The 21,943-nt window shown below is 65.6% G+C and carries 15 protein-coding genes; 6 read left to right on the top strand and 9 right to left on the bottom strand.

Annotated elements, in window-relative coordinates; all coding sequences use genetic code 11:
• Nucleotides 1-1,133: 1,133 nt before the first annotated feature.
• Together ACQR1D_RS29715 and ACQR1D_RS29720 are read left to right on the top strand one after the other, a co-directional pair.
• A complete protein-coding gene (locus ACQR1D_RS29715; protein ID WP_434840354.1) occupies nucleotides 1,134-2,372 on the top strand; it encodes an efflux RND transporter periplasmic adaptor subunit in 1,239 nt (412 codons plus the stop codon).
• A gap of 42 nt (nucleotides 2,373-2,414) precedes the next feature.
• Nucleotides 2,415-5,537 carry an efflux RND transporter permease subunit gene (locus ACQR1D_RS29720; RefSeq protein WP_434840353.1) on the top strand — a complete coding sequence of 1,041 codons (3,123 nt, stop codon included), beginning with the start codon at nucleotides 2,415-2,417 and terminating at the stop codon, nucleotides 5,535-5,537.
• Here ACQR1D_RS29720 and ACQR1D_RS29725 read toward each other — a convergent pair.
• From ACQR1D_RS29725 to ACQR1D_RS29755, 7 genes are all read right to left on the bottom strand, one after another.
• Complete coding sequence (locus ACQR1D_RS29725) at nucleotides 5,534-6,235, bottom strand: branched-chain amino acid ABC transporter ATP-binding protein (protein ID WP_434840352.1); 702 nt, start codon at nucleotides 6,233-6,235, stop codon at nucleotides 5,534-5,536. The genes ACQR1D_RS29720 and ACQR1D_RS29725 overlap by 4 nt on opposite strands.
• Nucleotides 6,232-7,995 (bottom strand): branched-chain amino acid ABC transporter ATP-binding protein/permease, encoded by a 1,764-nt coding sequence (locus tag ACQR1D_RS29730; RefSeq protein ID WP_434894246.1) that lies wholly within the window; start codon nucleotides 7,993-7,995, stop codon nucleotides 6,232-6,234. Before ACQR1D_RS29730 ends, ACQR1D_RS29725 begins: the two co-directional genes overlap by 4 nt.
• Before the next feature lie 43 nt (nucleotides 7,996-8,038).
• On the bottom strand, nucleotides 8,039-8,875 hold the full coding sequence (locus ACQR1D_RS29735; protein WP_434840350.1) for a branched-chain amino acid ABC transporter permease: 837 nt from the start codon (nucleotides 8,873-8,875) through the stop codon (nucleotides 8,039-8,041).
• 62 nt (nucleotides 8,876-8,937) lie between these two features.
• Nucleotides 8,938-10,101 carry a substrate-binding protein gene (locus ACQR1D_RS29740; protein ID WP_316215918.1) on the bottom strand — a complete coding sequence of 388 codons (1,164 nt, stop codon included), beginning with the start codon at nucleotides 10,099-10,101 and terminating at the stop codon, nucleotides 8,938-8,940.
• Between the two features lie 46 nt (nucleotides 10,102-10,147).
• The gene (locus ACQR1D_RS29745) at nucleotides 10,148-11,023 is read right to left on the bottom strand and encodes a nitrilase family protein (protein WP_434840349.1); all 876 of its coding nucleotides are present in this window, start codon (nucleotides 11,021-11,023) and stop codon (nucleotides 10,148-10,150) included.
• A gap of 240 nt (nucleotides 11,024-11,263) precedes the next feature.
• Nucleotides 11,264-11,887 (bottom strand): ANTAR domain-containing response regulator, encoded by a 624-nt coding sequence (locus ACQR1D_RS29750; protein ID WP_172131072.1) that lies wholly within the window; start codon nucleotides 11,885-11,887, stop codon nucleotides 11,264-11,266.
• 14 nt (nucleotides 11,888-11,901) lie between these two features.
• The gene (locus ACQR1D_RS29755) at nucleotides 11,902-13,077 is read right to left on the bottom strand and encodes a transporter substrate-binding domain-containing protein (RefSeq protein ID WP_316183057.1); all 1,176 of its coding nucleotides are present in this window, start codon (nucleotides 13,075-13,077) and stop codon (nucleotides 11,902-11,904) included.
• 1,060 nt (nucleotides 13,078-14,137) lie between these two features.
• On the opposite strand from ACQR1D_RS29755, the gene ACQR1D_RS29760 reads away from it, so the two are divergent.
• Together ACQR1D_RS29760 and ACQR1D_RS29765 are read left to right on the top strand one after the other, a co-directional pair.
• A complete protein-coding gene (locus tag ACQR1D_RS29760; RefSeq protein ID WP_434894245.1) occupies nucleotides 14,138-15,220 on the top strand; it encodes an AI-2E family transporter in 1,083 nt (360 codons plus the stop codon).
• Between the two features lie 615 nt (nucleotides 15,221-15,835).
• Nucleotides 15,836-16,864 carry a fatty acid desaturase gene (locus ACQR1D_RS29765; RefSeq protein WP_434894247.1) on the top strand — a complete coding sequence of 343 codons (1,029 nt, stop codon included), beginning with the start codon at nucleotides 15,836-15,838 and terminating at the stop codon, nucleotides 16,862-16,864.
• A gap of 105 nt (nucleotides 16,865-16,969) precedes the next feature.
• On the opposite strand, the gene ACQR1D_RS29770 is transcribed toward ACQR1D_RS29765, so the two are convergent.
• A complete protein-coding gene (locus ACQR1D_RS29770; protein WP_316183064.1) occupies nucleotides 16,970-17,473 on the bottom strand; it encodes a hypothetical protein in 504 nt (167 codons plus the stop codon).
• Nucleotides 17,474-17,759: 286 nt separating this feature from the next.
• Nucleotides 17,760-19,601: a dihydroxy-acid dehydratase gene (ilvD, locus tag ACQR1D_RS29775; RefSeq protein ID WP_316183065.1), complete on the bottom strand. Its 1,842-nt coding sequence runs from the start codon at nucleotides 19,599-19,601 to the stop codon at nucleotides 17,760-17,762.
• A 313-nt stretch (nucleotides 19,602-19,914) separates the two neighbouring features.
• On the opposite strand from ilvD, the gene ACQR1D_RS29780 reads away from it, so the two are divergent.
• Together ACQR1D_RS29780 and ACQR1D_RS29785 are read left to right on the top strand one after the other, a co-directional pair.
• Complete coding sequence (locus ACQR1D_RS29780; protein ID WP_316183066.1) at nucleotides 19,915-20,280, top strand: copper resistance CopC family protein; 366 nt, start codon at nucleotides 19,915-19,917, stop codon at nucleotides 20,278-20,280.
• Nucleotides 20,281-20,282: 2 nt separating this feature from the next.
• Complete coding sequence (locus tag ACQR1D_RS29785) at nucleotides 20,283-21,941, top strand: copper resistance D family protein (protein WP_434894244.1); 1,659 nt, start codon at nucleotides 20,283-20,285, stop codon at nucleotides 21,939-21,941.
• The last annotated feature ends 2 nt before the right edge of the window (nucleotides 21,942-21,943 follow it).

A 21,943-nucleotide genomic window follows, 5' to 3' on the forward strand; every position in this document is an offset into this window, starting at 1 on the left:
AGCCTCCTCCGAAAGAGAATGACAGGGAATCAGACGTTCTTCCCGTATTCAACATCGATGTGTGAATGCGGTAGCCCACAAGGGGAGAGGGCGCTGTATCTCACAGCGCATCCAGGACCTAACTTAAGCTGATAACGGCGCTGCGCGACCTGCCCACCGGCAGAGGTCGCATCATTGGAATTCAGAAATCCGGAAAACTTCGCTCCACTCCAAAATTCCTCTTTCATTTTTTCAGAAATCATGCTCTATTCCGCGCATCCCGCTCCATGAAGAAGGGGCGTAGCGCGCGATCGTCACGACACGCGGGGCGGGCAGCGATGGCTGTGTTCATGCAGCAGCGTAGCTTGGCTACGCGGACGAACGGGGTGGCACGGACGGGAAGGCGTGTGGTCCTGGCGCCCCGACGCTGGCGCTAAGTCCGCGGGTGATGATCCCGCCGACGACGGTGGCTATCAAGCCGGACACCGGGGAGAGCGCGCTATAACCGTGAAAACCATCGCGCAGGGAAGGCCGGGCGTTCTCGGCTGCACCTGTGGTACCTGCCGCCTGCATTCTTTTCGCAGGCGGGCCGCAGGCGCCAGCCGGCGCCTGGCCTTCCCTGCGCCCTGTTCACGAGAGGGTGAAGCGATCGGCAAGAAAATCAGCAAGACTCGGACGCATCTGCGCCGCGAGACTGCGTCTTCATGTGCGCGTCCCAGTCACCTGATCGAGGCTGCCATCGATGATCGCATGGCCGCCAGCCATCGCAGGGCCATGGAAACCATGACTCGATTTTCGCGAACACGCACGACGTTGCGATCTCGCCCGAGCCGGAGCACAAAAGGTGAGGCCGGAGTAGAGGCGTACCCGCGGAGGTTGGCTCATCGACCGGCGACACCGTCCCGGCGATCCGCGGCGCCGTCGATGCGTCCATGGTGCGCCGCGGTGCAACCGCGATTGCCCGGAACGAGCTGAATGCAAGCTGAACGGCTGTCGTTGAACTTTCAAATTTTTAAAGCAAAACAGGGACGAGTTGGGCGATTTTTAGGTTGTTTAAAGCTCCAGTTCCGCACTATTAGCGCCACGATGAGACCGCCAGAGCCGGAATCGTCGACAGATAAAGCGAGCCTATCTGACCAGCCATGGCGTCTGACATGAACCCATCTCCGCAGATGCTCAGCACCAAGCGGCTGCTGATCGGCCTTGCTGCCCTGGCGATGGCCGGCGCGGGCGGCTATGGCTACATGCAGCTCCCGTCGCGATCGGCGGCGAAAGACAATATCGAGCTCTCCAGCCAGTCCAAGCGCAACGGCACCACCTTCACGCCGTCGGCGGCGGAATGGTCGACGCTGACGATCGAGCCGGTGTGTGAGAAGATATTTCGTGCCGAGCACATTACCGAGGGCAAGGTTGCCGTCGACGAGGATCGCTCGACACCGGTTTTCTCGCCCTATGCCGGCCGCGTCACCAAGCTGCTCGCCCGTCCCGGCGAAACCGTGCGCCAGGGCCAGCCGCTGTTCGTGATCGAGGCCGCCGACACGGTGCAGGCCCAGAACGATTTCATCGCCGCCATCAGCGCGATGAACAAGGCGAAGTCCGCGCTCGACCTCGCCGACATCCAGTACAAGCGCGCCAAGGACCTCTTCGAAGGCCGGGCGATCCCGCTGAAGGATTTTCAGCAGGCGGAGGCGACCTCCGTTCAGGCTCAGAACGACATGCGGTCGTCACAAACGGCGCTGGAGGCCGCGCGCAACAAGCTGCGTATCCTCGGCTTCACCGATGCCGCGATCACCGATTTCCAGAGCAAGGGCGTGATCGACCGCGAGATCACCATCTACTCGCCGATCGCCGGCACGGTCGTGCAGCGCAAGGTCGGCCCCGGACAATATGTCAATTCCGGCGCGAGCGACCCGGTCTTCGTGATCGGTGATCTCTCCACGGTCTGGCTGACCGCGTTCGTCCGTGAGAGCGATGCGGCGCTGGTGAACATCGGCGAGGAAATCCTCGTCAACGTGCTGGCGCTGCCCGGCCGGCCGCTCAAGGCCAGCATCAACTACGTCGCCGCTTCGATCGACCCGGCGAGCCGCAGGCTGCTCGTCCGCGCCACCATCGACAACAAGGACGGGCTGCTGAAGCCGGAGATGTTCGCCAACGTGACGATCTATTCGCCAGGCGAACAGCCTGCCGTTGCAGTGCCCCGACAGGCGCTGATCTACGAAGGCAACCAGGTTCGCGTCTGGGTCGCCCGTCCCGACAAGTCGATCGAGCTGCGCAAGATCAAGACCGGTCTGATCAATGGCGATCAGGTCGCCGTCGAAAGCAATCTGAGCGCAGGCGAGCAGATCGTCACCAAGGGCAGCCTGTTCATCGATCGCGCAGCCTCGGGCAGCTGAGATGCGCGCCTCCCGCCTGCCTTCCTGAAAGTGCCGATCTGAATGGACCGCCTCGTCGCCATCGCCGTCCAGCGGCGCTTCCTGATGGTCGGAATGTTCGTCGCCGTCCTGATCGGCGGCCTGATCGCGTTCCGCCAGCTCAACATCGAAGCCTATCCCGATCCGACCCCGCCGATGGTTGACATCGTGACGCAGAGCCCGGGTCTCTCGGCCGAGGAGATCGAGCGCTACATCACGATCCCGATCGAAACCCAGGTTGCGGGCATCAAGAACCTGCGCACGATCAGAACGATCTCGTTGTACGGCCTGTCCGACGTCAAGCTGCAGTTTTCGTTCGACTACACCTACGACGAAGCTTTGCAGCAGGTGCTGAACCGGCTGTCGCAGCTGTCACCACTGCCGGGCAACGTCACGCCGCAGATCTCGCCCTTGAGCGCGGTCGGCGAAATCTATCGCTACCGGCTGCGTGGTCCGCCCGGCTACAGCGTGCTCGACCTCAAGACCTTGCAGGACTGGGTGCTGCAGCGGCGCTTCCGCGCCGTGCCTGGCGTCATCGACGTCACCGGCTGGGGCGGCAAGACCAAGACCTATGAGATCCAGGTCGATTTCAACAAGCTGGTCGCCAACGGTCTGACCCTGCCGCAGCTCTTGCAGGCGGTCGGCAACTCCAACATCAATGTCGGCGGCAACACGGTCGAGATCGGCACGCAGTCGGCGGTCGTGCGCGGCGTCGGCCTGATCCGCTCGATGGACGACCTTGCCAATACCATGGTGTCGCAGAGCGGCGGCAATCCGGTGCTGGTGAAGGACGTCGCCAACGTCACGGTGGCGGAGAAGCCGCGGCTCGGCATCGCCGGCCTCAACAACAACGACGATATCGTCCAGGGCATCGTGCTGATGCGGCGCGGCGAGCAGAGTTCGCCGACGATCGCGCGGGTCGAGCAACTGGTCGACCAGATCAACAACTCGACGATCCTGCCGCCGGGCGTGCGCATCGAGCGCATCTACGACCGCAAGGACCTGATCGACACCACGACCCACACCGTGCTGCACAACATGGTGGTCGGCATCGGTCTGATCGTGCTGTTGCAGTGGATATTCCTCGGCAATCTGCGCAGCGCGCTGATCGTCGGCGCCACGATTCCGTTCGCGCTGTTCTTCGCCGTCGTCATCCTGGTGCTGCGCGGCGAGTCGGCGAACCTGCTGTCGGTCGGCGCGATCGATTTCGGCCTGATCGTCGATGCCACCGTCATTATGGTCGAGGCGATCTTCCGCCGGCTGACGCAGACCACGCCATTGTCCGAGGCCGAGGAGAGTCACATCTCGCCAGAGACGATGATGGGCATGAAGAGCCACGCGATCCTGTCGGCGGCCGCCGACGTGTCGCGCTCGATCTTCTTTGCCGCCGCGATCATCATCGCCGCGTTCCTGCCGCTGTTCACCCTGAGCGGCGTCGAGGGCAACATCTTCGGGCCGATGGCGCGCACCTATGCCTATGCGCTCGCCGGCGGTCTGCTTGCGACCTTCACCGTGACGCCGGCGCTGAGCGCGATCATCCTGCCCGCACATGTCGAGGAGACCGAGACCCGGCTGATGCGGCTGCTGCACGCGATCTATTCGCCGGTGCTGCGCTGGGCGGTCGGCAACCGCAATCTGGTGATGACCGGCGCGATCGGTCTCGTGCTGCTGACCGTGGTGGTCGGCCGGCTGCTCGGGCTCGAATTCCTGCCCAAGCTGGAGGAGGGCAATCTCTGGATCCGTGCGACCCTGCCGCCGACGATTTCGCTGCAGGAGGGCAACGCCTACGTCAACGAGATGCGCAAGATCATCCGCGCGCGGCCCGAGGTCGATGCGGTGGTCTCGCAGCACGGCCGTCCCGACGACGGCACCGATGCCGCGGGCTTCTTCAATGCCGAGTTCTTCGCGCCGCTGAAGCCGGTGAAGGACTGGCCCGGCACCAAGGACAAGGATCAGCTTACCGCGGAGTTGCTGAAGCAGCTCGACGACCGCTTCCCCGGCGTCGAGTTCAATTTCTCGCAATATCTGCAGGACAACGTCTCCGAAGCCGTCTCCGGCGTGAAAGGCGAGAACTCGATCAAGCTCTATGGCAATGATCTGCAGGCGCTGACGGATACCGCCAACAAGATCAAGCAGGTGCTGTCGACGGTGCAGGGCATCACCGATCTCGCGGTGTTCACCTCGCTCGGACAGCCGACCGTGCAGATCGACATCGACCGCGCCAAGGCGGCGCGCTACGGGCTCGCGCCTGGCGACATCAACGCCACCATCAAGGTCGCGATCGGCGGCGACACCGCGGGCGATCTCTACGAGCCCGGCTCCGACCGGCATTTCCCGATCATCGTTCGTCTGGCGCCGGAATATCGCAAGAGCGCGGAGGCGATCGAGAATCTGCGCATCGGTGCGCAGGGGCCGAACGGCATTACGCAAATTCCGCTGAGCGAGGTCGCCACCATCAAGCTGGTGTCGGGCGCGGCCTATATCTATCGCGAGCAGCAGGAGCGCTATCTGCCGATCAAGTTCTCGGTGCGCGAGCGCGACCTCGGCAGCGCGATCCAGGAGGCGCAGCAGAAGGTCGCCGAGCAGGTGCAGTTGCCGCCCGGCTCGCATGTCGAGTGGGTCGGCGAGTTCGGCAATCTGCAGGACGCGATCAAGCGGCTGTCGATCGTGGTGCCGATCAGCCTCGCGCTGATCGGCGTGCTCCTGTGGTTCAATTTCGGCTCGATGGCCGATACCTTGCTCGCCATGAGCGTGATCCCGATGGCGATCTTCGGCGGCGTGGTCGGCCTCGTCTTGACCGGAATCCCGTTCAGCGTCTCGGCGGCGATCGGCTTCATCGCCTTGTTCGGCATCGCCGTGATGGACGGCATCATCATCCTGTCGCAGTTCAACCAGCTGATCGATGAGGGCGTCGACCGCATCGAGGCCGTCATCCGTACCGGCGAATTGCAGCTTCGTCCGGTGCTGATGACCTGCGTCGTCGCCGGCATCGGCCTGATGCCGGCCGCGGTGTCGACCGGCATCGGCTCGCAGGTGCAGAAGCCGCTCGCGATCGTCGTGGTCACCGGCATGATGCTGGCCCCGATGGTCATCCTGATCACGCTGCCGGTGCTGATCTCGCTGTTCTCCCGCCGAGGCGTTCGCTAGATCCGCATGTGCTCGTCGATGCGCGCGGCGGAGTCACGGTCGACAGCGGCGGCATCGACGATCTCGCCGCGCTTGAACACGAGGTATCTGTCGCTGATCGAGAGCGCGAACGGCAGATGCTGCTCGACCACGATCATCGAGGTGCCGATCTCGCGGCGAGCCCGCACCAGCACCTCGGACAGCCGGTCGACGACGGACGGCTGCAGACCTTCCGTGACCTCGTCGAGCAGCAGCACGTCGGGCTTCGCCATCAGCGCGCGCGCCACGATCAGCATCTTCTGCTCGCCGCCGGACAGTGTGCCGGCCCGCTGGCTCAGCCGCTTGGTGAGCACGGGGAACCAGCCGCCGACCTGCTCGAAACGCGCGGTCATGTCGTCGTCCGTGAGCACGCCGAGCCTGAGATTGTCGCGCACCGACAGGTCTTGGAACAGCGCATGCTCCTGCGGCACATAGACCAGCCCCATCTTCCGCTTCAGATGCGGCGCTATCCGCGTCACGTCCTTGCCTGCAAGTCTCACTCGGCCGCGCCAGGCCGGCAGGAAGCCGACGATGGCCTTGAGCAGCGAGGTCTTGCCCATGCCGTTCTTGCCCACGATCGCGAGGGTTTCGGCTTTGCCGAGCGCAAAACCGACATTGCTGATCACCTCCGACGAGCCGTAGCCGCTTGCCAGCTCGTGAACATCCAGAACGTTGCTCATGCGAGGGCCTCCGCATGCGGAACATGCTGTCCGGTGTATATTTCGCGCACCAGCTCGCTGTTCACGACCTCGTCGACCGAGCCGTCGAGCGCGAGGCGCCCCTGGTGCAGCACGATGATGCGCGAGGATATCTCGCGCACGAAATCGAGATCGTGCTCGACCAGGAGAATGCAGAGCCGGTCGCGGCGGGCGAGGGCGGTGAGGATGTCGGCGAAGCTCTGCCGTTCCGCGCGCGTCAGTCCGGCGGTTGGCTCATCCAGCAGCAGCACGTCGGGCTCGAGCGACAGCACCATCGCGAGCTCGAGTGCCTGCTTGAGCCCGTGGCTCAGATTGCGCGCTTCCTCATCGAGCCGCTCGCTGAGCCCGGAGCGTTCGACGACCGACATGGCTGCAGGCGGCAGCGCCAGCGTCACCGCGCGCGAGGTCAGTGCGGGAGGATCAGCATGTGTCCGCGCGACGCGCAGGCACTCTGCGACGGTCAGGGTCTCGAACACCGATGCCGTCTGGAACTTGCGTCCCAGGCCAAACCGAACGACGCGATCCGGCGGCAGCCGTACGATGTCGTGGCCGGCGATCGCGACGTCGCCGGTCGAGCGTTCGCGGCCGTCGGACAGGCAGCGGATCAAGGTGGTCTTGCCAGCCCCGTTGGGACCGACGAGGCTCAACAATTCGCCGCGATATGCCGTGAACTGCACGCCGTCCAGCACTGCGAGACTGCCATAATGCTTGCCGAGCGCGCGAACTTCGATGGCAACGGCGTCCGGATTGCTGACCGCCGTGGCGGCAGCGGCCGGGCGCAGCGTCGTCGCAGTGCGCCGTCCCGAACCGCCGCGCTTGACCAGGCGCATCACAGCGCCAAGCAGACCGTCCGGGAAGACAAGGATCACGATGATCAGCGCAAGCCCGACGATCAGCTCCCACACATAGGGGAGGCTATTGGCAAGGTAGGCGCTCGTCACCTCGATGCACAGCGCGCCGATCACCGGACCGATCACGGTGCCGCGGCCGCCGAGCGCGACCATGATCACGAGGTTGGTTCCGAAGCTGAAGCTCGCGTTTTCGGGCGCGGCGATACCGCCGAATCCGGCATAAAAGAATCCGGCCAGCGCGGAGACGATCGCGGACAATACCAGCACCGTGATACGCAGCCGCGACGTGTCGATGCCGAGATAGGTGCAGCGTGCGTCGTTGTCGCGCAGCGCCGCCAGCAGACGTCCGGTGTCACTGCGCATCACGACGAGCGCGAGCGTCGCCGTCGCCAGCAATCCGAAACCAGCGAGTCGCAGCCAGGTCTCGATCTCCAGATCGAAGCTTTCGAAGCCGACAAGTCCGCTCGACGAGCCGGTGAATGTGCCGCCGGAATAGAGGATCTGCACCAGCACGATCGGCACCACCAGCGAGATCACGGAGGCGTAGAGCGGCGTCGAGCCAGGGTAGAACGACAGCCAGCCAGTGAAGGCGGCGACAGCGGCCGCCACCACCACGGCTGCGCCGATCGCGGCGCAGATCTGCCAGGGGCCGAAGCCATATTCGGTGAACATGATCGCGAGCGCATAGGCCCCGATGCCGAAGAAGGCGGACTGGCCGAACGTCAGCGTGCCGCAATAGCCCCACATGATGTCGACGGTGATCGCCGCGATGGCGACGAAGCAGGCGCGCACCAGGATGTTCACGAGGTAGGTATCGAGCAGCAGCGGCGCCACGACGATCACGCCGGCGGCGAGCGCGACCAGCAACGCGGGGACGATCAGGAGCGGCATCGCGCGCTTCGTTGGGGACGCAGGAGAGGCGAGGGGGCGCGCATCAGGCACGGGCAAAACCCTCCGGGCGGATCCGCAGCACGACGGCGGCGCAGATCGCGATGGTGAGACCGCCGAGGATCGGATTGACGAAGGTCGAAACCAGGACCTGGAGAGTGCCGAGGACCGCGCAGGAGCCGGCCAGCGCCAGCAGCGAGCCGCCGGACACCATGACCAGCATGAACGCACCGATCAGCCAGGGCACGCCCATGTTCGGGTCGACGCTCGACAGCGGCGTGATCAGTGCGCCCGACAGCGCGGCGAGTCCGCTTCCGAGTGCGAAGGTGATCAGCCTGACCCGTGAGGAGTCGACGCCGAGGCCCTGCGCCAGCATCTCGTTCATGATCACGGCCTTGGTCGACAGACCAAGCCGCGTGCCGTTGAGAAGAGCGGTGAACAGCAGGCCGACGACGATGGCCGCGGCGATCATCACCAGCCGGTAGGCCGAATAATCGGCGCCGAACAGATGCACCGTTCCCGAGATCGGCGCTTGCACAAACTGCACCTCGCGGCCGAACATCAGCGTGATGAGCTGCCCGAGCACGATGCCGAGGCCCCAGGTGGCGAGGATCGCATCGAGCGGACGCTTGTAGAGCCGGCGGACGATCACGATCTCCGTCACGCCGCCGCAGACCGCGCCGGCGACGAAGGCGAGCGGCAGGATCAGAAACCACGGCAGGCCCAGTTGCGCGCCGACCAGGGCTGCATAAGCGCCCACGGTCAGGAAGGCGGCATGGGCGAAGTTGATGATCTTCATCACGCCGAACACGATCAGAAGGCCGGCGGCGATGATGAAGAGCATGGCGGCCGTCGTGACGGCATCGAGGGCGACGGTCAGCATGGTCATTCCCGGTCGAGAGGTTGCGGGGCGGACGCGCGTCCGCCCCGCGGGAGCATACGCGATCAGGACTTGCCCGGGCACTGCGCTCCGGGATCGACGTTCGCAAAGCTCTGGATCACCTTGACGCTGCCGTCGGCCTGGACCTGGCCGAGATACATCGTCAGCGGCGCATGGCGCTGCTTGTCCATCTTGATCGTGCCGCGCGGGCCGTCGACCGAGACCTCGGCCAGCGCCTTCAGCACCTTGTCCTGGTCGGTGCTGCCGGCCTTCTCGACCGCCGCCTTGTAGGCGTACACCGCCTCATACTCCGGAACCGACAGATCGTTCGGCGTCTTCAGCTCGGCACCAAACTTCTTGGCCATCGCCGCCAAAAAGGTCTTGTTGGCGGGGGTGTCGATGCCCGTGACGTACGAGGCCGACAGATAGATGCCGGCGGCATCAGCACCCATGCCCTTGGCGGTGCCCTCGTCGACGGCGAGGTTGCCGTAAGGCAGATTCACGCCGGCGGCGCGCAGTTGCTTGGTCAGGGTCACGTTCGGCGCGCCGCCCGCCGTCGAGGTGATCAGCGCGTCAGCCCCGGAAGTCTTGAGCTTGGAGATGATCGAGGTCCAGTCCGAGCCGTCCATCGGCAGATATTCCTCGCCGACCACCTTGCCGCCGGTCTTCTCGATGTAGCTCTTGGTGAAGCCGAGCATGCCGCGGCCGAAGGCGTAGTCGGAGCCGATCAGGAAATAGTTCTTCGCCTTCTTCTCCTTGTTGAAGTAGTCGACGATCGGCGGCACCTGCTGGTCCGGCACCCAGGCGTTGACATACAGATAGGGGCTGCAGGACTTGCCCTCGTAGAACGAGGTGTAGATGTAGGGCGTCTTGCCGCGGGCGACGATCGGCAGGCCGGCGTTGCGGGCCGCGCTGGTCTCCATCGAGATCAGCACGTTGACCTTCTTCTGAAAGATCAGCGCGTCGAATGCCTTCTGGGCGCCGGCCGCGCCCGAGGCGTCATCGGCGACCTCGAGCGCGAGCTTGCGGCCGAGCACGCCGCCCTTGGCGTTGATCTCCTCCACCGCGAGCTCGGCGGATTGCACCACCGACGGTGCAACGACGGAGTTGGCGCCCGACAGGCCGACGGGAACGCCGATCTTGATCGGATCGGCGGCCAGAGCAGGCGAGAGTGCCGTTCCCGCCGCAAGGGCGAGCGCCAGCGAGGTGGTGATCAAACGCGACGTCATCGATTGTCCTCCGTGAATGGTCGAGATGAAAATTGCCGTGGAGCAGTCAGTACCACCCCCGTTTGACCTCGCTGCCGAGCATCTCGTCGTAGACGTCGGAGCGACGGTCGCGCAGGACCTGGTTGAAGGCGTTCCAGTTGCGGGCACGGCGGGCCTCGCCGAGCGCCACGTCAGCGATCACGATCTCCTCCTTGTCGCGGCTCGCAGGGCCGGCGACCGGCCAGCCGGTGTAGCTGACGATCAGGCTCTGGCCTTCGAACGGCTGGCCTCGCTCGACGCCGACGCGATCGGCGCAGGCGATGAAGATCGAGTTGGAATGAGCGGCCGCCATCGCCAGGATGTTGGCCATGGCCTCGCGGCCCTCGGCCTGGCCGGGGATCGGCACCCAGTTGGTCGGCACGCAGACGATGTCGGCGCCCTGCAGCGCATTGAGACGATAGCTCTCCGGGAACCAGCCGTCGTAGCAGATCGCCATGCCGATGCGGCCGATCTCGGTGTGGTAGACGGGGAAGCCGAGATTGCCGGGCTCGAAATACAGGTTCTCCTCGTTCCACAGGTGCACCTTGCGGAACGTTCCGATATAGCCGTTCGGTCCGATCAGCACGGCGCTGTTGTAGAGCTTGGCGCCGTCGCGCTCGCAGATCCCTGCTACGAGATGCAGGCCGTGCTCGGCGGCGATCTCGCTCCAGGCGGTCACTGCGGGACCGCCTGGAATGGTCTCGGAGGCGGCGAAGGCCTCCTCGCGCGATTTGAATACGTAGCCGGAGGAGGCGAGCTCGGGAAGCACCACGAGCCTGGCGCCTTGCGCCACGGCCTGGTGAATCAGGTCGAGGCTGTGGGCGAGGTTGGTTGCCAACTCGCCGACCATCGGCTGCATCTGGATGCAGGCGATCCGCACTTTGCTGTCGTCATCCGTCGTCAAGGCACGAGTCTCCGTTGCGTTCGCGAGGGTCGCGCGCGCCAAACAAAAAGCCCCCGACTGCGCCTTGCGGCGCAATGCGAGGGCTGCATAGCCTGATGTGAAATGGCCGACCGGCCATTGGCGGACATCCGATGTCCGCGACGTCCTCAAGTAATTCCCATGCTTGATACGAAGTCAACGCCATCGGCTGCAAAAATTTCGGGCCGCGGCTGCCCAGCGCATGAGCGCGGAAACACCCGCTCAGCGCGAGGCCGGCGCATCCAGCACACCCAATCCGCCGAGCGTCTCCTGCGCATTGATGATCGAGATCGCGATATCCGCCATCGCGACGCGCTTCTGCGTCGCCTGGGCGCGGATCAGCTCATAGGCCTCGACCTCGCCGACCTGCTTCAGCCCCATCAGGATCTTCACCGCCTTGTCGACGTCGCGCCGCGCCTTCAAGGTCTCCTCCAGCTTCTGCACCTTGCCCTCGAGCCTGCGCGTGTAGCCGCGTAGCGAGCGCGCGAGCACCAGCGACGACAAGATGCCGAACGAGCGGATCGGCTTGTTGACGACGCCATGCGCGTTGCTGTCGAGCAGCCGCTTCAGGATGGTCGGATTCTCGTAGTCGACGATGGCGATGAAGGTGAGGGGATGCTCGCTGGTGCCTTCCGGAAAGATCATCTCCTCCGAGGTCTCGATCAGCTGGAACACGGTGTCGATGTCGTGCGGGATCGCGGCCGGCGGCGGCCACACGCCGCGCACGTTGCAGCCGATGCGCTTGAGCTGGTCGATCAGCGCATCGCCCTCGGCATCGCGCGGATGGATCACCAGCACGCGCGCGCCGCGCAGCTCCTCGATCAGCCGGCGCACCCCCGGCTTCATGCGGTCATCCGGCCTCATGCTGAGAGCGCCTCTTCGCTCAGCCAGCGGCCACCGATCGGCGACACTGAAAGATACGGGTCCGGCTTGATCGGGCTTTTGCTCTCCCAGACGATGTCGAACTGCCCGTCGGCGCGCACGCGCCCGATGCGCGGCGTGGTCCAGACGTGGTTGTTGTCGGGATCGATCCGCATCGGTCCCTCCGGCGCCTCCAGGCTGAGGCCGAGCGCGGCTTCGACCAGCTTCTGGGTATCGAGGCTGCCCGCCTGCGCCAACGCCAGCGCGAACAGCTTGATCTGCGCATAGGCCGAGGCGCTCCACATGCTGACCGGCTTGTCGGCGCCGAAGGCGGCCGCGAACGCCGCCTTGAAGCGGTCGTTGCTGTCGCGCGCGAGCGTACCGAAATAGCTCGCCGCAGTGAGGTGGCCGGCGCAATATTCGGGACCGATGGCGCGGACCTCGCCCTCGGCCATCGTGAGACTGGCGATAGGCAGCCGCTTCGGGTCGAAGCCGGCCTGCGCATACATCCGATAGAAGCGCTGTGCGGTGCGGCCGACGATGGTCGAGAACACGACGTCGGGCGCGGCATCCCTGATGGCATTGAGGCCGCGCGAGAGCTCGGCATCGGTCGCCTCCATCGCCACATATTGCTCGCCGACGACGCGGCCCGCATAGGACTCGACGAGGTCGCGCATGATGCGGTTGGATTCGCGCGGATAGATGTAGTCCGAGCCGATCAGGTAGACGCGCGGGCCATGCTTGCGCACGATGTATTCGGCAAGCTGGAACGCGTTCTGGTTCGGCGCCGGCCCGGTGTAGATCACGTTCGGCGAATATTCAAAACCCTCGTAGAGCGAGGGATACCACAGCAGGCCGTTACGACGCTCGATCGCCGGCAGCACCGCCTTGCGCTCGGCCGAGGTCGAGCAGCCGAAGATGACGGAGGCGCCGTCCTCGGTCAGCAGTCGATCGGCGAGCTTGCGGAACGTCTCAGGCTGCGAGCCCGGATCATAGGCGATGACCTCGATCTCGCGGCCGAGCACGCCGCCGTCCCGGTTGATCTCCTGGATCGCCAGCGCGGTGCCGAAGAAATGCTCGGACTCCGTGACCTCCATCAGGCCGCTGCGTGAGAACAGCACGCCGACGCGCCAGACATCCTTGTCGGATGATTTTGCGGTCGGTCTCGTCGTCATCATCATGCCTCCAGGTCGACGGGCCGGTCGCGCCGGCTCGGAAGCGCTGTTTATTGCGACTCATCGCGCGGTTGGCAACCGGGGCGGAGGCCGCAGACGAGGATCCGGATCAGGACGAGCCGCAGCATCGCCGCGACGCCCAGTGCGTCCGGGTCATGCGATAGGCGGGCCCTCGTGACATGATGAGGGCGCAGGGAATGCCGGGCGCTGGCCGCACCCATGGCCCGCCTGCAGAAAAAAAGCAGGCGGCAGTCACCACAGGTCAGCCGAGACATCCCGGCATTCCCTGCGCGGAGGTTTTAACGCTTATACGCGCTCTCCTCGGTGCACCGGGCTTGTTGGCCACCGTACGCGACGACGCGCTTCTCGCACGCCGCCGCGGGGACACCAGCTTCGGGGTGTCAGGACCACGCGACTTCACGTCCGCAAGTGCATCGTTCGTCCGCACATGATGCGCGCCGATGCCCTCACGTCCACCGCATTGCCGGCCCAACGTATCGTGACGACGCGTACGTCCCTCATCCGGACCGGAACGCGGGCAGCATACGCCTGATTTGCTGATTTTCGGAAGCGATTTATTTTGGACGAGGGCTCTTGAAACCGGTCTTGTGGTTGATCGCGTGGGCAAAATCGGTGTTTTGCCGCAGCGAGTGACCACGTAATCTGTCGTCATTCCAGGGTATTCCGGGGCAGCCGCGCCAGTGGCCGAGCCGGAATCCATATTCAGGATGGCCCCTGCGAGGATGAGGTGAGCCCACGCCCAGCTCGCTTCATCTCGAGCTGTCGTGGTTACAGAGTCCAGGCTCGCACTGTCCGCTGCGATAGGGCAGGCGACATCGGAGTCGCTGGCGTCGGGTTCGGTCGACCGGCGCAGAGCGTGATATGGACTGCGACGCGATGGTGGATGTCATGCAACGTGCCGCATCGATCTCGCGACCAGCTTGGAGCCCGAATGGCGGCTGCCCGCGATGACCCCTGTTAGATTCGGCGATAGCCGACTCGCGACGCTCGAAAGACCACGGCACGCGTCCAGATGTCGCGGCCAGACTGGAAAGTTGACATGCGCAGCTTCGAAGACCGAGTTCTGTTGTTCCTGCTCGTGGTGATCACGCTGCTGCTCGGCTGGATCCTGCTGCCATTCTACCCCGCCGTGCTGTGGGGCGTCGTGGGGGCCATCGTGTTTTCTCCCCTCCACCGCCGATTGTCGCGGTCGATGCACGGCAGAGATGGGCTTGCCGCAGCCGTCGCCGTACTGCTGGTCGTCCTGATCGTCATTCTGCCGCTGTCGCTGATCGGGGCGGCGCTGGCGCAGCAGGCCTCCGGTGTCTACGGCCAGGCGCAGTCGGGCCAGTTGGACCTCGGGCAGTATTTCCAGAAGATGCTGGAGGCGCTTCCGACATGGGTGGTCGATCTCCTCAACCGTTTTGGACTCGGCAGCCTGGACGGACTGAAGGACAGGCTGTCGGCCGGCCTGCTGAAAGGCAGCCAGATGATTGCGGGCCAGGCGCTGAACATCGGCCAAGGGACCTTCGAGTTCTTCGTCAATCTGTTCCTCATGCTGTATCTGCTGTTCTTCCTGCTTCGCGACCAGGAGGCGTTGTCGGCGCGTATCGCCAACGCCATTCCGCTGCGCGCGGAGCAGCGGCACGCGCTGCTGGGCAAGTTCACGGTCGTCATTCGCGCGACGGTGAAGGGCAATCTGGTCGTGGCGCTGGCGCAGGGCGCTCTGGGCGGTCTGATCTTCTGGTTCCTCGGCATCACCGCGCCGCTGCTATGGGCCGTCGTGATGGCGTTTCTGTCGCTGCTTCCGGCTGTCGGAGCAGGGCTGGTGTGGTTTCCGGTCGCGCTCTATCTGCTGGCCACCGGATCGGTCTGGCACGGCGTGATCCTGATCGCCTATGGCGCCCTGGTGATCGGGCTTGTCGACAATCTGCTGCGTCCCCTCCTGGTCGGCCAGGACACCAAGATGCCCGACTATGTCGTGCTGATCTCGACCCTCGGCGGGATCGAGGCGTTCGGTCTGAACGGCTTCATCATCGGGCCGGTCATCGCCGCAATGTTCATCGCGATCTGGAACATGTTCTCCGACGCGCGCGGCGATGGGGCGTTCGTGCACGACACCACGCAGGGTACTGGACGATGAGGCACGTCACGATGGGCCGATGACCGCCACCGTGAGGATGACTCGAATTCTGCTCCCGTCATTCCCGGGCAGAAGCGCCAGGGGCCGGCCCGGATTCATGACCACCAAAAGGCCGTCATTGGCGGGATCATCGCTGCGCTCGTCTCATCTCGTGCAGTTGTGGCTACGAAGCCCGGGCCCACCCCGCAATAACCCGGAGAAAACAGCGCAGCGCCATATCGGCGCGGCAAACAAGAGGGAATTAACGGATCGTAATCCGCCATCTCCTAGCAATGCGGAGTCCGGCGGGTTACGTTCTGTCCTGCGCCCTTGACCTCTCTCCCCGCGGGCATGTCTCAGGCTGCTCTTTCAGACCGGCTCATCGTCGGGCGCATGATGAATCATTTGGCTTCGACCCCGGTTGAATCCGCGAAAGCTCTGGTTTCGAACGCCTGCGGCGGTCCGCAGGGTTCATTTGGCCGCGGTCGCGCCCTGCGCGATCGCCAAGAACACAAGGTGGAGACGACATTGCAGTTCGATCAGCCAGTCGCGATGGCGACTGTGCCGCCCAAGGACCGCGCCACGCTGCGCGCCGGCGACGACGGGGGCCGCGCGGCGGCCGACGCAAGGTACTGGATGCAGATTCTCAGCAGCTACCGCACGCCAAACCGCCTGCGCAGCGTGACGGAGCTGGTGATCACGGCCGTGCCGCTGGTGGCGCTGTGGACGGCCGCCTGGTTCGCGTTCTCGCTCGGCCACGCCTGGGCGTCGTTGCTCATCGCGATTCCGGCCGGCGCCTTTCTGGTGCGTCTATTCATGATCCAGCACGATTGCGGCCACGGCACCTTCTTCGCCGGGCGTCAGGCGAACGACTGGGTCGGCCGCATCCTGGGCGTGCTGACGCTGACGCCTTACGACTGGTGGCGGCGCACGCATGCGATCCACCACGCCAGCAGCGGCAACCTCGACCGGCGCGGCATCGGCGATATCGATACGTTGACGGTGCGGGAATATCAGGCGCGGTCGTCCTGGGCGCGGCTGCGCTACCGGCTTTACCGCCATCCCCTGGTCATGTTCGTGGCCGGACCCGCTTACCTGTTCTTCCTGCAGCACCGTCTTCCGTTCGGTCTCATGCGGGCCGGCTGGTCGCCCTGGGTCAGCACGATGGCCACCAATCTCGGCATCGCCCTGGTGGTCGCCGGGCTGATGTGGCTGATCGGCATCCAGGCGTTCCTGGTCGTGCATCTGCCGATCATGCTGCTCGCCGCCATGGCCGGGGTGTGGCTGTTCTACGTCCAGCATCAGTTCGAGCACACCGTCTGGGAGCGGGGCGAGCGCTGGACGCAGCAGCACGCTGCGCTCTACGGCAGCTCACATTACGACCTGCCGGCATGGCTGCACTGGCTCACCGCCAACATCGGCATCCACCACGTCCACCATCTCTCGAGCCGGATTCCCTATTACCGGCTGCCGGTCGTGCTGCGCGATCATCCCGAGCTGCGCGAGATCGGCCGCATCACGCTGCCCGAGAGCCTGCGCTGCGTCCGACTGGTGCTGTGGGACGAACAGCAGCGCCGGCTGGTGTCGTTCCGCGACGCCGGAGCGGGAGCCGGAGCATTGGAGCTTCGGACAACGACACCGAAGCTCACTGGGTCACAGCCATAGTACGTAGATTAGGCAGGGGTGCGCGAGCGACCTGCCCACATACAAGTTCTGACCCGGCGGGTTGAGCCGTCAGATGGAAACCCAGGCGCGCCGACCGCGCGCGTCTCAGGCCGCGCCGCTTTGTTTGGCCGGTGCCTGTCGTTGGGCCGCCGACCAGGATGCGTGGAACCAGCCGCCGAGGCCCCAGGGGTGAGTCCGTTCCAACCAGATGAACGGTCCCATCGGCGTTTCAAACTTGCCGGGCTGGGGCCCGACCACACCCCGACCATGCAGCAACTCGCCCTGCCAGCCTTCGTTCTTGGAGCCTTCCGCGCCGACATGAAGCCGGTAGGCCCAGGGCTCGGTGTCCATGATGACGTTGCCCTGCGCCGTCTTCATCCAGGCAATGGTGTCGGCGTGGATCGCACCAAAGGGATGGAAAGGACGGTCCTCGGGGACGCCGACGAACACGCCGACGCCGGTCTTGACCGTCGCGCCGGCGGCGATCGTCACGGGCTCGCCCTTCTGATCGTACAGCACGCCGTGCCAGTTCTGCGATTTCGTGCCCGGCGCGGTGACGATGATCTGGTAGGCAAGGCGCGGCTCGTCGAGGAGCGGCTGCTGTGACATGATCGTCTCCCATCCATGCGGGCCGGACGTGACCGCCGGGACGCGTGCGGCCCTGTGCTGACGCAGTATCGGCACGGCGCTAGATCGGGCGTTGACCTGAATCAACCATCACGAGCTGAATGCAATTTCAGATTGAGTAAAAGGCTGGTGCGGAGTGTCAGCGGACGCGCCGTGCCCACCGCCCGTCGGTCGTAGTAATCGGCCTCATAGTAGGACGGCAGGCACGCATCTGCCTTCACTCTGTCGAGCGAAGGCAGATGCTTTCTCCGTCCTGCGGGCTAGAGGCTCAATCCCTCACCACGCGCACGGCGCCCTTCGCGGCGCTTGAGGCGAACGCGGCGTAGGCCTTCAGCGCGGTCGAGACCTTGCGGGCGCGCTTGGCCGGCTTCCAGGCCTGGTCCCCCCGGGCCTCCATCGCGGCGCGGCGCCGGGCGAGCTCCTCATCCGACACTGCGAGATGGATGGTGCGGTTGGGGATGTCGATCTCGATGCGGTCGCCGTCCTGCACCAGGCCGATCAGGCCGCCCTCGGCGGCTTCCGGCGAGACATGGCCGATCGACAGCCCCGAGGTGCCGCCGGAGAAGCGGCCATCGGTGATCAGTGCACAGGCCTTGCCGAGGCCTTTCGACTTCAGATAGCTGGTCGGATACAGCATCTCCTGCATGCCGGGGCCGCCGCGCGGGCCCTCATAGATGATGACGACGATGTCGCCGGCCTTGATCTTGTTGGTGAGGATCGCTTCGACCGCGGCGTCCTGGCTCTCCATCACGCGCGCAGGACCCGAGAACTTCAGGATCGAGGCATCGACGCCCGCGGTCTTCACGATGCAGCCGTCGCGCGCGATGTTGCCGGTCAGCACGGCCAGGCCGCCATCCTTGGAATAGGCATGCGCGAGGTCGCGGATGCAGCCCTTCTCGCGGTCGAGATCGAGCTCCTGGTAGCGGCGGTCCTGGCTGAACGCGACCTGCGTCGGCACGCCGCCGGGGGCGGCCATGTAGAAGTTCTTGACGCTCTCGCTCGCCGTGCTGCGGATGTCCCAGCGCTCCAGCGCTGATGCCAGCGAGGCCGAATGGACGCTCGGCAATTCGGTGTGCAGCAGGCCGGCGCGGGCGAGCTCGCCGAGGATGCCCATCACGCCGCCGGCGCGGTGCACGTCCTCCATGTGCACGTCGGCCACGGCGGGAGCGACCTTGCACAGGCAGGGGACCTTGCGCGACAGGCGATCGATGTCGGTCATCGTGAACGGGATCTCGCCCTCATGCGCGGCGGCGAGCAGATGCAGCACGGTGTTGGTCGAGCCGCCCATCGCGATGTCCATGCTCATCGCGTTCTCGAACGCCTTGAAGTTGGCGATCGAGCGCGGGAGCACCGACGCATCGTCCTGCTCGTAATAGCGGCGGGCGAGATCGACGATCAGGTGACCGGCCTCGACGAACAGGCCGCGGCGGTCGGCATGCGTCGCCAGCACCGAGCCGTTGCCGGGCAGCGACAGGCCGAGCGCCTCGGTCAGGCAGTTCATGGAGTTGGCCGTGAACATGCCGGAGCACGAGCCGCAGGTCGGGCAGGCCGAGCGCTCCATCACTTCGACGTCGGCGTCCGAGACCTTGTCGTCGGCGGCCACGATCATCGCATCGATCAGATCGACCTTGCGCAGCTTGCCCTCGATGTTGACCTTGCCGGCCTCCATCGGGCCGCCCGAGACGAACACCGCGGGGATGTTGAGGCGCATCGCGGCCATCAGCATGCCGGGCGTGATCTTGTCGCAGTTGGAGATGCAGACCATGGCGTCGGCGCAATGCGCGTTGACCATGTATTCGGTGCTGTCGGCGATCAGCTCGCGCGACGGCAGGCTGTAGAGCATGCCGTCATGGCCCATCGCGATGCCGTCATCGACCGCGATCGTGTTGAACTCCTTGGCGACGCCGCCGGCCTTCTCGATCTCGCGGGCGACCAGCTGGCCGAGGTCCTTGAGGTGGACATGGCCCGGCACGAACTGGGTGAAGGAGTTGACGACGGCGATGATCGGCTTGCCGAAATCCTCGTTGGTCATGCCGGTGGCGCGCCACAGGCCGCGGGCGCCGGCCATGTTGCGGCCATGGGTGGAGGTGCGGGAGCGATAGGCGGGCATGACGGGTTTCCTCAGGCGTTCCTCGAAGGGCAATGTTGGTCTGCGGGCCGGCAGGCCGGGCCGGACAGACGGCAATGATGCGGCGAGGCATACAGCGAAGTGCTTGATGATTCGACCCTAAATTTCGCCGTTCCGGGATGCTCCGCGGGCAGGGCCGGCGTGCGGCTGTCCACAGCCGCAGGTCCCGGTTCGGCGCAGTCACGACTTTGTGGCTACGCGGGGAACAGGAAGGGCGCTTAGATTTGAACGGTAGAGTTTTGTTCGACCCGGTCCAGCCCGAACGTTCCCGCCGCAGCCTCCGCCCGCGCGTCCCATGTCGTCCGTCATCCGATTCCGTCACCTGCCGACCCTTGCCGCGCTGCTTCTGGCCGCCCCCGGCGCCGCCTCGGCCCATGCTATCATCGTCTCGTCGCAGCCCGCGGCGGGCGGGACCATCGAGAAGCAGCCGACACTGATCCGGCTGCGCTTCAACAGCCGCATCGATCACGCCCGCTCGCGGCTGAAGCTGCGCGCGCCCGACGGCGCCGAGCAGGCGCTCACGCCGGCCGCCGACGCGCCGGCCGACGAGATCGACGCCGAGGCCAGGGCGCTCAGCCCCGGCGCCTGGCATCTGCAATGGCAGGTGCTCAGCGTCGATGGCCACATCACCCGTGGCGACATTCCTTTCAACGTGCGCTAGCCGTGGCGCTCTTCCTCGACATCTTCGGCTATCTCTCGGTGGTGCTGCGCGGCCTGACCCTGCTGGCACAATGCTTCACCGTGGGCGGCCTGGCGTTTCTGCTGTTGCTGCTTCGCCCGCTACAGCAAAGGCTGTCCGCCGACGCGATCGTCGTGGGGAAGCGCAGCCAGCGCTTCCTGCGCCGAAGCGCGTTCGGCTGGTTCGCGGTCGTGCTGGCCTCGCTCGCGGTCAACATGGCGGCGCTGATCGGGACGCTCGACCTGTCGCTCGGCGCGGCGGCGGGCGCCGACTTCGCGCGCTCCGGCATGGCCGTTGGCGCCTGCGCGCTCGGCATCGCGGCGCTCGCCCGGACCGGCAGCTGGGCCGCCTGGCGCGTCGTGGCACTGGCCGTGCTGGCTGGTGCCGCGCTGCTGCTGCAGCTCAACCTGACGCACGCGGCGAGCCGGCTCGAGGTGCGCTGGCCGCTGCTCGCCGCTGACTTCCTGCACATGCTCGGCGCCGGAATCTGGATCGGCGGCCTGCCGTACTTCCTGATGGCGCTGCACGGCTGCAAGGCGGATGACGATCAGCGCCTGATCGGACGGCGCTACTCGCTGATGTCGATGGTCTCGGTGGCGGCGATCGTGCTCGGCGGCATTGTGATGGCGATCGCCTATCTCGGCTCGTTCGAGGCGATCTACGGCACCGCCTATGGCGTGATGATGTCGGCCAAGGTCGCGATGCTGCTGATGCTGCTCGCGCTCGGCGCCGGCAACTTCTTCGCCGTCGAACGTTTGCGCCGCGGTGATCCCGCAGCACCGCTCTCGCGCATGAAGCGCTTCGTCGAGGTCGAGCTCGGCATCGGGCTGACGGTGCTCCTGACCGCGGGCTCGCTGACGTCGCTGCCGCCCGGCATCGATCTCAGCCAGGACCGGTTGAGCTTAAGCGAGATCGTCGAGCGCGCCGCGCCGCAATGGCCGCGGCTGACGAGCCCCTCGGTCGACCAGCTCACGATCTCGCAGCTCCAGGCGAGGATCGACGCCGCCGACGCGCAGCGCCTGACGGCGCCGCAAGCCTATGTGCCGGGCGAGGGCGTGATCCTGCCGCGCAGCGCCGCCGACATCGCCTGGTCGGAATACAACCACCATTGGGCCGGCATCTTCGTCGTGCTGATCGGCCTGCTCGCGCTGATCGAGCGCTTTGCCTGGGGCAGGTGGGCGCGGCACTGGCCGCTGTTGTTCCTGGTGATGGCGGCGTTCCTGTTCCTGCGCGCCGACGAGATGGCCTGGCCGCTCGGCCCGATCGGTTTCTGGGCCTCGTGGCGCGATCCGGAAGTGGCGCAGCACCGGCTGTTCGTGGTGCTGATCATCTTGTTCGGCCTGTTCGAATGGCGGGTGCGGCTGCGCGGGCAGCAGGCGGGGCGGGCGGCGCTGGTGTTTCCGCTGACGGTCGCCGCCGGCGGCGCGCTGCTGCTGACGCATTCGCACGCCATCGCCAACATCAAGGACCAGCTCCTGATCGAGATGAGCCACACGCCGCTGGCGCTGTGCGGCATCACCGCCGGCTGGGCGCGCTGGCTGGAGCTGCGCATGGACGGCCGCATCAGCCGCGTCGCCGCCTGGGTCTGGCCGGTGGCGTTCGTGCTGGTGGGATTGATCCTGCTGGATTATCGCGAAGCGTGAGG

The organism is Bradyrhizobium sp. HKCCYLRH2047, assembly GCF_051168175.1.
Taxonomy (GTDB): Bacteria; Pseudomonadota; Alphaproteobacteria; order Rhizobiales; family Xanthobacteraceae; genus Bradyrhizobium.

What these genes read in the sequence shown, in the direction of transcription:
- ACQR1D_RS29715 (WP_434840354.1), top strand. Translation starts at nt 1,134, where the DNA reads ATGAACCCATCTCCGCAGATGCTCAGCACCAAGCGGCTGCTGATCGGC.
- ACQR1D_RS29720 (WP_434840353.1), top strand. Translation starts at nt 2,415, where the DNA reads ATGGACCGCCTCGTCGCCATCGCCGTCCAGCGGCGCTTCCTGATGGTC.
- ACQR1D_RS29725 (WP_434840352.1), bottom strand. Translation starts at nt 6,235, where the DNA reads ATGAGCAACGTTCTGGATGTTCACGAGCTGGCAAGCGGCTACGGCTCG.
- ACQR1D_RS29730 (WP_434894246.1), bottom strand. Translation starts at nt 7,995, where the DNA reads ATGCCGCTCCTGATCGTCCCCGCGTTGCTGGTCGCGCTCGCCGCCGGC.
- ACQR1D_RS29735 (WP_434840350.1), bottom strand. Translation starts at nt 8,875, where the DNA reads ATGCTGACCGTCGCCCTCGATGCCGTCACGACGGCCGCCATGCTCTTC.
- ACQR1D_RS29740 (WP_316215918.1), bottom strand. Translation starts at nt 10,101, where the DNA reads ATGACGTCGCGTTTGATCACCACCTCGCTGGCGCTCGCCCTTGCGGCG.
- ACQR1D_RS29750 (WP_172131072.1), bottom strand. Translation starts at nt 11,887, where the DNA reads ATGAAGCCGGGGGTGCGCCGGCTGATCGAGGAGCTGCGCGGCGCGCGC.
- ACQR1D_RS29755 (WP_316183057.1), bottom strand. Translation starts at nt 13,077, where the DNA reads ATGACGACGAGACCGACCGCAAAATCATCCGACAAGGATGTCTGGCGC.
- ACQR1D_RS29760 (WP_434894245.1), top strand. Translation starts at nt 14,138, where the DNA reads ATGCGCAGCTTCGAAGACCGAGTTCTGTTGTTCCTGCTCGTGGTGATC.
- ACQR1D_RS29765 (WP_434894247.1), top strand. Translation starts at nt 15,836, where the DNA reads ATGCAGATTCTCAGCAGCTACCGCACGCCAAACCGCCTGCGCAGCGTG.
- ACQR1D_RS29770 (WP_316183064.1), bottom strand. Translation starts at nt 17,473, where the DNA reads ATGTCACAGCAGCCGCTCCTCGACGAGCCGCGCCTTGCCTACCAGATC.
- ilvD (WP_316183065.1), bottom strand. Translation starts at nt 19,601, where the DNA reads ATGCCCGCCTATCGCTCCCGCACCTCCACCCATGGCCGCAACATGGCC.
- ACQR1D_RS29780 (WP_316183066.1), top strand. Translation starts at nt 19,915, where the DNA reads ATGTCGTCCGTCATCCGATTCCGTCACCTGCCGACCCTTGCCGCGCTG.